General features: G+C 56.5%; 6 protein-coding genes. 4 read left to right on the forward strand and 2 right to left on the reverse strand.

Annotated features, from left to right (window positions below):
- Positions 1-10: 10 nt before the first annotated feature.
- Positions 11-7,351, reverse strand: coding sequence for a peroxidase family protein (locus R3D51_18720; GenBank protein ID MEZ5901518.1), 7,341 nt, complete (start codon positions 7,349-7,351; stop codon positions 11-13).
- A 1,655-nt stretch (positions 7,352-9,006) separates the two neighbouring features.
- On the opposite strand from R3D51_18720, the gene R3D51_18725 reads away from it, so the two are divergent.
- The gene (locus R3D51_18725) at positions 9,007-9,342 is read left to right on the forward strand and encodes a PRC-barrel domain-containing protein (GenBank protein MEZ5901519.1); all 336 of its coding nucleotides are present in this window, start codon (positions 9,007-9,009) and stop codon (positions 9,340-9,342) included.
- Positions 9,343-9,817: 475 nt separating this feature from the next.
- Positions 9,818-10,168 carry an EF-hand domain-containing protein gene (locus R3D51_18730; protein ID MEZ5901520.1) on the forward strand — a complete coding sequence of 117 codons (351 nt, stop codon included), beginning with the start codon at positions 9,818-9,820 and terminating at the stop codon, positions 10,166-10,168.
- Positions 10,169-11,067: 899 nt separating this feature from the next.
- On the opposite strand, the gene R3D51_18735 is transcribed toward R3D51_18730, so the two are convergent.
- A complete protein-coding gene (locus tag R3D51_18735; protein ID MEZ5901521.1) occupies positions 11,068-11,277 on the reverse strand; it encodes a cold-shock protein in 210 nt (69 codons plus the stop codon).
- 675 nt (positions 11,278-11,952) lie between these two features.
- Here R3D51_18735 and R3D51_18740 point away from each other — a divergent pair.
- Complete coding sequence (locus R3D51_18740; protein ID MEZ5901522.1) at positions 11,953-12,600, forward strand: hypothetical protein; 648 nt, start codon at positions 11,953-11,955, stop codon at positions 12,598-12,600.
- 221 nt (positions 12,601-12,821) lie between these two features.
- On the forward strand, positions 12,822-14,408 hold the full coding sequence (locus R3D51_18745; GenBank protein ID MEZ5901523.1) for a DUF1254 domain-containing protein: 1,587 nt from the start codon (positions 12,822-12,824) through the stop codon (positions 14,406-14,408).
- Positions 14,409-14,667: the final 259 nt, after the last annotated feature.

A 14,667-nucleotide genomic window follows, 5' to 3' on the forward strand; every position in this document is an offset into this window, starting at 1 on the left:
GCCAGAGGCGTTAGAGCCCAAGTCCACCCTGCCGCAGTTCGTTTTCGTGATTGCCCGTCAGGGTAATCTCGAATTCGGCCGTCTCGAGGTTGGTGTCGGTATTGCCAGAAATGACGGTGGTATCGTCGTTTGCATCATACTGAACGATCAATTCGCCAGCACCGGTAAAGGCGCTTCCTGCCGCAAGTTGGAAAGCACTGTTTCCGTCCGCTGTGGCGTCAGCATCCATAAAGTGCAAATCGACGCGATCACCTGCCTGGAAGTCGCCAATGGTGTCGCCGTTAGCGTCCGCCGCGGTCCTGAAGACGAAGAGATCATTGCCGGAGCCGCCGAATAACAGATCGGCTCCCTCGCCTCCTTCGACACGGTCATCACCGGCACCGGCGTGGACCTCGTCCTCGCCCTGCCCGCCCCAAACCATGTCATCTCCGTCGCCGGAATTGATCACGTCGGAGCCCGCTTCGCCAAATACCTTGTCGTTGCCGGCGCCGGTCTCGATGATGTCGTCACCATCTCCACCCAGCACGATCGCTGCGGTGTCTGTAGTCGAAACGATATCCGACCCTGCACCCGCAAGTATTACTTTAGCGGCATCTGTTCCGATAATGATATCGCCGTTGGCGGTTCCTTCGAGCGTCATACCGTCTCCGGTCACGACGTTCCGATCGGCTTGCAACGATGGCGTTGTCGATGTTCCGGCTTCTTGCGTGGTGGTGACCGCTGCATTGGGATCAACGGACCCATTGCCACCAGTGGAACCGGCATTGTTCGTCGCGTCGTCGTTATCGGCGAGATCGTTGGAGTCATCGTCATAATCTTCGCCACCGCTTTGTGAGCCCGGCGGCAAGAGATAGTCCTTTGTAATCGCATCTGCGATCACATCCTGCGGTCGTAGCTGTCCGACGAAATGGTCATTACCGCCATTTCCATTGAACACGACGCGATGCTCAGACGACAAGCTAGAGATATCGACGGTCTCATCCCCTTGGGATCCATTCACTGTAATGGTGTTGAAGTTGAGACTTGTTGTATTGAAGTCGCCGATGATCTCGACAGTGTCAGCTCCGATCGTCGTTGTTGTCGTTCCGCCATTCGGATCATTTCCAGGAACTGTTATACCGTTTGTGTTGACCGTGATCTCCTCGATGTTGTCGAGTTCCGCGATCACAGAATTTATGTCGGTACCGTTTCGCGTAATGACTATCTCCGTGTTGGCATTGAGCTGCGACAGGCTATTTCCAATCACTGCTGCCCATGCCGCACGGGCGAAGATGCGGAACGTCTCGCTGGTATTATTGCCGTTGACAACAAACCTGTCGCCGGCTGGCCCATTGGTGCCGCCATCCACAAAATCGTGCCCATCTGTCTGCTCGGGGAAGATGAAGAACGGATTGCTTACATTCCAGACGATTGTGTCGTCACCAGCTCCCGCAAGGACGATGTCGTCGCCGGTGCCAGCATCGATTGTCGAGTTTCCACCGTCGCCGATCATAATGTCGTTGCCACCGCCACCACTGAACGTACCCGTACTGTCGATCGTCACACTGGCGTTTGCCGTATCCGAGCCGCCTAAGTCGGTGGCCGTATAGGTGAACGAGCGGTTGCTGTTTGTCGTTTTAGTCACATCAACATTGAGACCATTCAGGATGGCACTAAAAGAAGAACCGTTCGCGGTCACATTAGTCACTGAGAGCCCGCCTTCGCTGAAGTCATTCGCAAGCAATGCCCAGGTTGGAACCGAGAAGCTTGATGCGTTCGAGTAGACCGAGTCATTCGATGCCTGCGGTGGGGTCGGCACATTTGTGACATCGATGGTCGTGGTCGCGATGTTGCTGTAGGCCAGCCCGTCGAACACCGTAACCTCAATAATCCGTGGTGTTTCGTCAGGTGAAATCGACGTATTTCGGAATGTCACCGCCGAGATTGCCGCCTGATAGGCCGCAATCGGAGCTTGACCTGTCAAGGTCAGTGTCACCTGACCCTGCACCGAGGTATCGATGTTTCCCGAAATTCCATCGCCGTTGATGCCGTTCTCGGTCAGGACATCGCCCGGCTTGGCGTTGGTCAAAATAATGACAGCGCGCTCCATCGTCGGACTGTCGTCAGTGATCAATGGACCACTGGCGATCGCAACTGGCGCGTCGCCCTCGGTGAAGCTCGCGAGGAAGTTCTGCTCGGGCGGAACGACCGGCTGGTCCACGCTGAACTGGATGTTGTCGATGTAGACGTTGTCGCCGTTGCTGTTGAAGCCGTCGAAGACCGCGCGGAAGCGGATGGCGGACCCGGCACCGAGCTGGTCGGCGATTAATTCGCCCGTGTAGCTGTAGTTGCCGCTCGGCCCTGCCGTGAGGTCGGCGATCTGGTCCCAGGTTCCGGTGGTGATGTTGTAGAGTTCGGCCACCACGGCGCCTGCGTCCACGCTGTCATCCTGGTAGTCGAAGCTGAGCGTGACCCGGGTCCCGGTCGGTAAGCCGGACAGGTCGATCGCCCGGCTGATCATCTCGCCGCCGTCGGTGCCGCCATCGAACTGCAGGCGGCCGCCGCTGATCTGTACGTCGGCGTTACCCGGGTCGACCTCAATCCAGTTCTCGTCCCAGACGAAGGTGGATGGAACGCCCACATCGTCCTGCGAGTAGCTGGTCGAGCTGAAGTTCTCGATGTAGCTGCCCGCGTGGTCAAGTGCGTGCAGGTTCAGCTCGGGCGGCGTCAGCTTGATCGACAAAGTCTGGTCTGCGAACTGCGCCCACTCGACGCCAACCAGGATGTCGACACCATCGGTCGATGGATTGATCAGGTTGCCGTTTTCATCGACCGCAGTCGGGTCGCGCAGATCGGTGATGCGGACGGCCTGCTGGCCGTTCATCTCGATTCCTTCGACCAGATAATCGGCACGATTGCCGCTGTAGACCGCAGTATCGCTCGTTCCTTCGGTGCCATGATCGCCGAGGATGTGGCCGAGCGTGCCGTCCTCGAACACGACTCGGGTCTCACCCGTCCCATACCAGTTTTTGATCAGGCCGTCGCCGTTGAAGTTCGCACCTTCCAACTTCCGCTCGGCGTTCGCTGTCACGCCATCGGCGAGATAGCCATCCGTATCGATGCCGCCGTGTCCGGTGGCGAGATGGCGATCGTCGCCGATCCAATACAGATCATTGTCGACGACAACGCTGTCACCGAAAATGAAGTCCATCGTCCCAGAACCACTAGCACCTGCTTCATCGCCGAGGCCGGTCAGTTTGTCATTGCCACCGCCACCGATGAGATAGTTGTTGACGCCATTGCCCGCCGTTCCATTGGCGTCAGCACCCGTTAGTTCGTCATCCTGTGCCGAACCAACCAGCCCCTCATCCAGCGCGTAGGTGTCGAGAAGGTTGCTTGAAGTGCCGTTGGCATTGGCATCTTGGAGGCTGGCAACAATCTTGAACGAAACGTTTTCATAACTGACGATATCCATATCGCCTTCGGTGCCGTCGCCGTTGAACTCGATGACGGGAAGCGCGCCGGGCGCTGTGTCGCCATTGAGGCGATCGCCGTCGTTGGCTGTCGGGCCCAATCCGCCTTCCAATAGATCATTGCCGGAGCCGCCGTTGATATTGTCGTCACCGACGCCGCCGCGCATCCAGTCGTTACCGTTGCCGCCAAACATCTCGTCGACGCTGTCGCCGCCGTCCATATAGTCCGAGCCATCACCGCCCATGATAAGGTCGGTATCGCCATCGCCGTAAAGTCGGTCGTCACCGTCATCGCCGAATACCTCATCGACGCCATCGCCGCCGTGGACCTCGTCGTCGCCGTCGCCGCCGTGCGAGGTGTCGAGCACGCCCGGGCCGGCATTGATGTAGTCGTTGCCAGCACCGCCGTGAATGAAGTCGTCGTTTTCATAGTCGGTGATCCAGTCGTCACCATCGCCACCGTAGATGTGGTCGTTACCTTGAGCGCCTTCGAGCACGTCATTGCCCGCATCGCCGTAGATATAGTCGTCGCCCAGCGCGCCGACGATGTAGTCGTTGCCCTCAAGGCCCGCGACAACGATATGGCCGTCATTGGCCGATCCGCCCCCTGAACTCTGGGTAACCGTCACGTTCTTGACGTCTACGCTTCCATTCGAGACGTGGTTATCGACCTCGACAGTGATACCGTGCCCATTGTTGGCATAGGCGACCTGGGGAACATCCAAGATTAAGGTGTGCATCCCATTATCGACCAGGACATTGTCCTGATGGGCAAGGATTTCTCCGGTCAAGGCGTCTTTAACGGCGACATCCACGAAGCTGACTATTCCGCCCGGTGCAAGGTCCTGATCCGCCAGATCGACTGTCACGGTCAGAGCGCTGCCCGCGACGAGAAGTTCGCTCTGCGCGGTCGACTGCGAATAAAGAGCGCCGGAAGCAAGCGTGCTGTTCTGCAGGAAAAAGGCCTGCACCGAACCCGGCAGGCTCTCGTAGATTGCGTTGAAGTAGTCATTGATGCCGTACTGGTCATCAACGCCGATCACACCGTCGTACGGGTTGTCGTGGTTCGTGCCGTCAAGGATGTACGTCGCGGATTGATAGCCGAAAGCGTCACCGATGTGCTCCAAGCCGGTCGTGCGCATGATCAGGTCAGCGAATTGCTCGCCAATAATCTGGTCGCCCAGATGCTGGCCAACCGGCATGCGGTAGAGATAATAGAAGCGGTCGCCGTCCTGCATCTTCTGACCGAAATCGGCCATCACCATTGTGAAAGTGGTACCGAGCGGACCATCGAACAGCGGCTGCTCAGCAAGTCCGCCAACCCATAGATCGATGTCCCAGAAGCCCTGGTCACCGCCGTTGCCGGTACTGTTGATGTCCCATGTACCGGTCGTTTCGTTGTAAACCGGAGAGCCAGTGCCGCGCATGAACATCAGGGCTGCTTCATGCATGGGATCGTTGGCATCCGCCGCTGCGTCAACGATTGCCTGAGCGTTCTGCCGCATATCCTGGATGCCGATGACCCCGTCGTGGTCGAGGTCGTAGGCATACAGGGCGTGAGCCGTGTCGCTCACATCAGTCCCCGCCTCGTAGGCAACACGCAATTCCTGCAGATGGAAGGTTGCGTTGTCCCGACCGTAGGCGGCGATGAAGTTGGCGAGCGATTCTGGGTAACGCAGATGACCGCCCCAATCCTCCCAACTGACGTAGGGCGCAATGCCCGCGCCTGTTCCGTTGGTGTTCTGCTGTAGGCCTTCGAAGATCTGCTGGCGCAACTCGTTGAGGGTCGGCAGCCCAACGTCGCGCCCACGCGCGATGTTGAGCGCAGGCAGGTCAAGACCAATGCCGATCAAAGACTGCTGCAGCGCCGATGTGACGAACTCGTCAACCTGGTTGGCCTGCTGGTTGAGCAGGCCCAGCGTGATGTTAGATGCACCATTTGCGCCGTAGAGCGCCGGATTGAGGAAGGCGTCGAACAGATCGACTTCGGTATACGTCGGCGTCCAGCTCGCCGTACTAGGCGCGTTACCCTCGGCATCCGCGATGGCGACCTGCATCTTCTCGTTGAGCATCGAGTGGCCGAGGCGAAAAACTGCCTGGGAGAATTCGAGCGTGACACTCATGTTCACGTCGGATGAATAGGAGACGAACTCCGGCAGCACCACCAATCCGCCGACGTACTGGTCGATGGCAATGTGGTTGTACTCGGACTCAGTGATGATGCGTGCAGCCTGGTACACCTTTTCGGCATCCCAGACGCCGGGCGATGTCTGCCAGTTGGCGAGATAATCGGCCTCGGCCTGGATTCCGGCGGCGCTGCCGTCGTTGAGCAGGGCTGCCTGTGCGCTCACCGCCGTCTTGATCGCTTCGACTTCGATGTTGTGCTCTTCGTGGAACACATGATGCACGGCTGTTAAGCCGATATTTTCATTCACGCGGCCATCGCCGGAAACGTAGTGGGACGCGAGGAGGGCAGGATCGTAATAGTCGATCCCAGCGGTCAAACCATTGAGGCTGCCGCCATGCGCCGCCGCAGCTTCCGCGGCGGTCGGCAATGGCGTGCCGAACGGACTCATGGGGCTAGCGCCGTTGCCCATATCAGCGAGGATTGCTTGGTTCGACTTGAGGACGTTGCCATTGGCGTCTCGCAAGAACGGATCATAGGCCGCCACATCGGCGTACGAGTAGCGCAATGTGCCGTCGATCATTATGCCGCCTGAAAGTGCGGCGTCGATGTCTGCGATCGACATTGCCGAGGTGAAAAGGAAGTCCTGCTGTGCGGTAAAAGTGTAGGCTCCCGTAGCGGTCGCCTTGATTGCGGGCGCATCGATGACGTCGAGATCGACCAGGCCGATACCCAATCGCGCCGCGTTTACGATCATGTCCGCCCAGGTGCCGAGATCGTGGGTCGCTTGTTCATAGCCCACGTCTCCCAAGCTCATATCTTCAGCGCTGGTGATCAACTTGCCAGTCGCTAAGCCATTAGCGTCGTACTGGCGCACCAGCACGTTGACCGAGACATGGCTCCCATATGTCTGGCTTTGGTCAATGAGGAGACCGGTGTTGTTGTTGAACGTCGGCGCGACACCAGCTTTCAAGACAATGTTGCCATTGACGACTTCAAAATCGTCGTTCGGGTTGGTCAGCTTGGCCCGACTCAGCATCATCGTATTGGCAAAGGGATTCGCCGGGTTGGCGTTCTCATCATAGAGTGGGTCCGTCGGTGACAATCGGATAAGCACATACCCACCGTTCTTCGAGATGAAGTCGAGGCCGTGATCAAAGAACTGACCGAATGCGACGAAGTACTCGTTGAACGGCACGCCGCCGAGAATGCCCGGGTCGGGCAGCTTCGCAGTTGTAGCCGTTCCAACCACTGAGTTCGCCGTGTCGACCGGCTGTCCGCCGAGTGCCGCCATGGCAGCGGCTGCCGCCGGGTTGAAGGTCGGGCTGTTCGGATCGACATCAGAGCTCGATATGAGCTGAGTAATCGTGCGCGGCGATGTGCCGAGTTCGGTTGCCGTCACCGCCGTGAAGGTCGGGGTCCATGTCGGGTTAAGTGCCCCGTTCACGATCGGTTGGTTGCCCGCGGCGTCTGCAATCGCGATCCGAGTCTCGCTGCCGTAGGTGATGCCGTAGCTCGGCGCTCCTGGAGTGTCCGTATAGAACAACCGCGGGAAGTCGGTGTCGGCTTGGCCCCAGTCGCCGTTGAGGTTGTTGCCGGTCCAGGTAACCGTGCCGTCCGGGTTGTAGACGAAGCCACCAACAAGGTTGTTGTTCTGTCCGGAGACTTCTCTGACGCCAAGGGGATCAAGAGGGCTCGTCAGTTGACTATAATCCGCGCCAATATTGACCTGCTGGAGGAGGTAATTGAGGTCTGCAGACGAGAGATTGATCATGACAATCTTCCTTTACTCATAGAACAAAACGCCATTGGCAGCCCTTGGCAGGGGCCCCGCTTTTCTCGTTGAATTGGATTGATGTCGAATTCTGATAGAATGGTCGATTCAGCCCAGATCAAAAACTGGCCGAATAACCCAATTCCGAATCTGATAGTTAGAAGCCGCGACAAACATGCCAATTGATCCGGCGGAAGAGGCGAATAATATTGGGAGAGAAAAAACGGCAACTCGCACACTCCCGCGACGCTGAAATTGCGCTAAAATCGGCCGCAAACCAGCTCACTCCGTCAATGCTGTATATTGACGACAGACATATATTCTCAGCGCCGCATTCAATTCGAACTGCGACGAATTGCAATTTCGGCATTCGCGCCTTTTCATGAACTAAATTTGTTTGGCGCGTTTTAAAAATGAAGAATAAAAATTACAGCAAGTCAATCGCCGGTTTTAATGGGCGAACAACGGTTAATTACGTCAACGTAATATACTGATGTTCAAATGACAAAGACGTCATGCTTATTATGCGCGTGATTTGTCGCCTCTGCATTTGCGTCGAACCAGGACATGGCGCACCATTTCAACGGCTTGAGCTAAGCCGCGCCACAATTGGGATTGGGCGCCGACGCCCGAATTTGGCGCGGAGTTAAGGATAATTCCGTATCAATATTTTTTTTAAAATTGGCAGGTCTCAGGGGCGGCCGAAGCCATTGAATGATATCCTTCCCCTGGCTCAACGATGCGCACCTGATCTGAAATCCAGAATACGGCCGCCAATCGAAACCGCCAGCGCCGAAGATCAGACCATCGACGCTCCTGCGTCGGCCGTCGCAGAGGATGACAAACCTGCCCAAAGAATGCTGCCGGTCATTGAAGCCTGACCATCCGCACCCAACTCCAAACTGCTCAAAAAGCATCCGACGATCGTTTCAGATCGGAAGAAACAATGCTGGCGCTGCAATCTCTTACGAGTGGTGTAGCCTTTAGATGGTCCGCACGGATGACTCCCAACCGCGAACAGCCGAAAAGCAAAAAGCCTGAACCCCGAAAATTACGGAGCTCAGGCAATCTGAGACACAATCAAGGATCGTGAATTTAGGCGCAGTAAGTAGATGTTTACTGAGCGGAGTGCTCAACAGCAGGAGCAGCACCGAGTTTCATGGGAACAGGAGCTGCTTCCTCACGGCGGCAAGCGCCCAGTGCAACAGCGGCTACCAGTACCGTCAAAGTAATCATCGATCGCATTGTTTATCCCCCAAAAGAATCATCATCGATAGTTTGATAATAACGAAATTGAATTTGCGAAGACATGGACGGGATCGATGAGGTTCAAATTTACATCTGCGGTTGCTAGGCAGACACAGGTCCAGCCAGCGGGCGAAGGGCGAACAAGGCACTCTCCCTATCAGGGAGGGATCGTCATTCCGATGGGTATCGATTTAGTTATTCTGGCGGTTTAGATGGGTAACCCATGAAGCCAAAACAGAGTTGGTCCATCTGAAGAATTTTTGGGCCGCCTTGGAAAGGGTGAAGGCACGCCGTCGTGCATTAAAGCACGTCAACACGGTTTGCTTCGTGGGAACTCAGGGTCATGGTGCGCCGTTTAGAACGAGCTGTTACCAACCTTTGCAAAACCACCGCCGGAGAAGCAAGCCATGCCGATACAGCCACCTCATAGTGACGTCATCCGAGCATCACGGGTTATCGGGGCGAGTGTCCATGTCCAAGGCGGTGACCGTTTCGGTCGCATCTCGGACATCGTGCTCAATAAGCTTGATGATATCATTCAGTTTGTCATCGTTGCTCGCGACGGAGCGCTGACCGCAACTGACAATTTTTACTCAGTCCATTGGTCGGATCTGAATTTCGACGAAGATGTTGGAGGGTACGTTCTTCCCTTTGACAGTGATGGCCTGGAAAAAAGTCTCGCTGACTCATCCGTTCAGCAGCTCATCGATGAGGAATCGTCTCCAACAAAGATTCAGGTTTAATGTCCGCCCTTCGTCGCTGTGCCATGTACCATCCGACAGTTTGTTCAGCGCGACCTGTCAGGCGAAATGTCGCGAGCAGATTAAACGTCGTCACACCCTTCACTGAGCGCCTATGCTGGCCTCTCATCCATTCGTTGAGTGGCGCTATCGCTCGGCGTGTAGAAAACGCCCCGAGCCGGGCGATAACGACGCCACTGACGTCGACGCGTAGAAGCTCGTCTCAGATTTGATCTGATCCTTCAGCGGCTTGGCATGCGCGGCAATTTGAAAGTGCGATTTCTACAAGTCTCACCAGCTTGATAGGCGGCAAAGTTGATACTATTTCTTACACCGCGTTGAGTACCCCCTTCAACGCGCGTTAGGTGGCAGCCCCTGTTGGGCTGCTCCCAGAAAAAGGGATGGATGTATCATGAGACCGAGATCCAAGTTTCCAATGATAATTGCCGTATGTGCAGCGATGCTCAGTGGGAGCGCTATGACGACTGCTGCATTGGCGCTTTCGCCCTCGAAGGTGATCGCCGCGCACGATCCTGACAAGGATGGCTCGCTCGACCGCCGGGAAGTCATCCGTGCAGCGATCGACAAGTTCAAGCTGCTCGATCACGATCATGATGGCTCGTTAGACCAAGCCGAGCTTTCGGGCGTACTCAATTCGCATCATCTCGCGGCGCTGGAACACCATAGGAATGGCACGCTGAGGCTCGGCGGATATCTACGGTTGGTGAAGCGCACGTTCAGGTATGTCAACACCGATCACGACCGAACGCTCGAAGCCGCTGAACTCGATACACCAGCAGGCCGTTTCTTGATGCATCTGATCTACTAATCAGCGAATATAGCGGGTCGTTGTGGCCCTCTTTATGTTTGCCGCTAGAGGCAACGACACGACTATAAAAAATAAAAGGTGAGCCTGAAGCCTGTAACTTCAGGGCTCACCCGCTGCTCAATGGCGGCACGGGGGTGACGCCAAGGATCGCCATAACGGCACGAGGGCGGTGCCCAGGGATCGAAGAGCAGCACTCGCATTTAGCAAGTTATACTCAAAAATTCCAGATCCCTGAATTGTGGTCGCAAGGCTAATGCTCCATGCAGAATTCCCGCACCACCCAGCGTTATATCGAGGCTGATGTGGACGCACAAAAACGCGTCGTCGTACAATTATGATCCTGGGGCGTGAGGTCGAAGCGCCAGCAGCGGCATCATCAGTGGGCCCAAGTGCGCGAGAGTTGGCTCCGACCCTTGCCAATAAGCGATCGCATCGGACCCATCGCTATCGCATCTCGATAACTGCGCAGGTCCCGCTCGTCCATGGCATGCTTTACTCGCTGACCCGCTTCCGCTTTCATCGTTATCTTGGGACCGAGGACCACTGTCGAACCCAGCCCAGCATAGACATAATTCTCTCCAAAGGCCTTGCTCAGCGCCTCAAAGGAGGCTCACCTGTACAGTGGGTTGGGGCAATGAAATCTACGTTCCAAGTGTTGCGAAGAGAATTCGCAATAGAATACGGCGAACGCTCGCAGCGCTGCGTGAGCTTCTGAACCAATAACGGCGGCCCCTTGCGAAGCCGCCGTCTAATATCTCACAAAACCTGAACAACAGTCTTCCAGACCGCAATCGGATGCGGGCGGGAGAACGTGAAACTACGTCACGAGCACCCCAGCAAAATGCTCGACCGGCCTTGCCAAGTACATCCGTAGCCAAGGCCAAGCGACCTTTGCGCGATTACTTCGCGCGAAGGTTCTGCGCAGACGACTTGCCTCTGCGGCTATCGGCGACGACGTCGAAAGAAAGCTTCTGCCCTTCGGACAGCGTCGTCATACCTGCTTGTTCAACAGCACTAATGTGCACGAAGACATCGCTCCCGCCGTTCTCGGGCTCGATGAAGCCAAAGCCCTTTTGAGCGTTAAACCACTTCACAACACCTGAATTCATAGAACCATTTCCTTTGTAATAGGCACCTTGAAGCCACGCCATTGGCGCAGCTTAGTTTTTCGAATTTGTTTGGAAGGTCGTCAGTCAGGCGCGTTGTTCGCTGCAAGGCCAAGTCGTTCAGCCGAAACTCGATGGAGTCCATATGCGCGCAAAACCCGTAAACCGCAAGAGCAAAGCTCGCTAAAAAGTGAGCCCCGCACCCGGTAACGCTTCAGCTTGGACGATCCGCCTCAGGGTCACTGGATCGACGGCTGCATCGAAATTTACGGAACGCTCGAAGACCTCAATTCCAATGCTGTATCCTTTTAGCCGTTGTCCCCGACCATCCAGCGTTTCTGTTACGATGTATTGAAGAAATCGCTGGCGACGGGTCGACGTCTTGAAAACGCCGCTGCTCTAGATGCGGTTGAGCTGCGAGAAGACGGCCTCTCGCGATGTATCGGTCCATTGTTCCGGCGCTGTCCCTGACATGCGCCCGCTCCAAATTCTCAAACAATATCAAATGTAGGACGCGGTGGTTACGTCGTACGGGCTACCGTTACATACTTGGGTATGCAGGCCCCGTTGTGCCTTTCGTAGCACGGATGTTGGCGACGGAAGATCATAACTTTGCGCCGGAGACCTCCGATCGCCAGCGCTCCGCAAATAGGGAAATCAAGCGACTGGAGACCTGCCATGACGAACAACTTCGCAAGATTACTCGCATCAACGCTCCTCATCGTTTCGATGGGTTCTGGGGCGATCGCCGGAACTAGCAGCAAGGAGGCTGGCGTACTCGTCTGTGTGACCGATAAGTGGGACGAGAAAGAACCGGAGAAGGGTCACAAACTCGTAGACATGACTGCGCGCTGCGTTGCCATGCCAGACGATCCCGCAGGGCTGCGCTACTCCGAGGAATGCGCTGGAAAGTACGAGTTCATGCCTGACGGAACATTCAAGGCCAGTGGCAGCTGCACGTATGCGCTGAAGAACGGCGACAAGATCTTCGACACATTCGAGGAGGGCTCTCACCTCAAAGAATCAAATTACAAGATCACCGGCGGGACGGGCGCGTATCAGAATGCGAGCGGTGGCGGCACCTCTACTCCTGCGATATTCTTACAGATACCCTCTGTGGCGGCCGCTACAAAGGCACGGTTCAGACACCGTAACGAAAGAGGCGGGGGAAGCGCACCCCCGCCTAGACTTTTGCGCCTAATGTTGATGTCCGCTCGGGGTCAACAGCACGCTTCAAGAGCATGTCGCGATGTCGTCGGCTCTCACCCAACAAACAGACATAGTGAGCTTTTTGTCCGCTTACTCCCTGAAAGCCGTCGGACTTGATGTTCTGCGTGAACGGGTGCTCAGGGCCATAATCGGACTCTTCCCAGCTTGTGGTTGAGCTGAGCACGAACTACGGTTCGATTGCCCGCGGATCCCTCGCATACAAACTTGAGCGCATGCCGCGCCTACTGAAATGTGAGTGCAAGGTACTATAGGAGATATCGATGCAACAATTGCTAGAGGAGATGTTCCGTGCCTCACGCCGTGCGGCGGCCGGCTTGATGGCGGGTCTGCTTGCCATAGCGGGCACGGCCAATGCCGACGTGTCTAAAGAGACGGTCAAATCGCTTGGCGCTCCCGACAAGATCGAGACTAACACCGGCGCGCTCGAATTCGAGAACGGCGTGCCGACAGCCAAAACCGCCAGCAGGGTGTACGACACGCTGGATTTCACCCGAGCCCTCAATGCCTATAACAACAGTTTCCGTGGCGCCTCCGCCCTAGCAATCGTCAAGGGCTGCGAGGGCATCGGCGCCAAACCCGGCGATGTCGTCATCTTTTCCAAACTGATGGATTCGAACTCGCTGTTCCTGACTGCCAATGCAGATACTGTCTACTACCTCACCGGACTCGATCTTAGCAAAGGCCCGCTGGTGATTGAGCAGCCGTCGGATGCCGTCGGTACGATCAACGACATGTGGTTCTCCTGGATTATCGACATTGGCGGTCCGGGGCCAGACCGGGGGCTCGGTGGCAAATACCTAATCGTCGGACCTGACTATGATGGCCCGCTGCCCGAGGGCGGCTACTTCATTGGGCGTTCGAAGACTAACTTTGCGCTTTATGCTGCGCGCGCATACCTCGTTAACAACGACCCCGAACCGGCCGTCGAAAACGTCAAGAAAAACCTGAAGATCTACCCCTACCAGCCGGGAGCCTTTGGAACGAGCATTGCTCAGGCTCTCGAAGGCACAGTGCGCATCGCAGGCGAGCCTAAGATGCCCGAGATGAAGTTCATCGAGGGCAGCGGGCTGTCGTTCAACACGATTCCGCCGAGCGATTTCGGCTTCTTTGAGCTGATCAATGAAAATATCCAAAGCCAGCCCGCTACAAGCTATGATGCGGAACTCGCGGGGCAACTTGCCGCCATCGGGATCGTACACGGAAAGGAGTTTACACCGGACGATCGACTAAAGAAAATCTTGTCAGATGCGGCGGCGTTCGGACAGGCAACCGGCCGGTCACTCAATTGGCGCTACGCGATGAAACATCCGGAGTGGGCTTATTACCAAGGGTCGAAGTGGGGCAGCATGCTGTGGGAAGGCGGTGCATCCTTCGAAACGCCGCCTCCGCTCTTCGAGGGCGGAATGTTCAAGCCCCTTCCGTCGACCGGTGCACGCACCCTCGACTCGCGCGCGGCCTTCTATTACGGCTACACGCTCGACTCGCCCGGCATGATCATGCGCATTCCAGGTGTCGGGTCTCAGTACCTCATGGGGTTTCTCGATTCTGAAGGCAACCCCTTCGACGGCGCCAAGACCTACAAGGTGATGCTGCCCAAGGATGTTCCGGCCAAGGCCTTCTGGTCGTTCACACTCTACGACAACCAGACCCGCTCGATGCTGCAGACGCCGCAAAAATATCCACGCGCCGGCAGCCAGAGCTATCCCTCGCCCGCTGCCGAGGCGGCGGAGGACGGCACTACCACCGTTTGGTTCTCGCCCCAGCAGCCCAAGGGAGTCGCACGCGGCAATTGGATCCAAACCATGCCTGACAGAGGCTGGTTCACGATCCTGCGCCTCTACAGCCCGCTACCATCGTTCTTCGACAAGACCTGGCGGCCGAGCGAAATTGAGCTAGTCAAATAAAGCTTCATTCCCTGCCGGTCTAGGCTTCCACGCCCGGACCGGCAACACTGGTCGCTCGCGAGCTACGTCTGTTCCGGGTCTTGGTTGTGTGAGAACGCAATGGGGCGGTTACAGGCCTTTCATTCGGGCTGATGGTAGCTTGGAATTCCGAATTCGGCGCGGTAATTCTCCAGTTCGCACTCAGATTATGCTTTGAACGCCGCAAGAAGTGTCATCCGGCCCAATCGGCGCCGGTCAGGCGCGCACTGCCGCCATCAGT

This window comes from Hyphomicrobiaceae bacterium, from assembly GCA_041397645.1.
GTDB lineage: Bacteria > Pseudomonadota > Alphaproteobacteria > Rhizobiales > Hyphomicrobiaceae > Hyphomicrobium_B.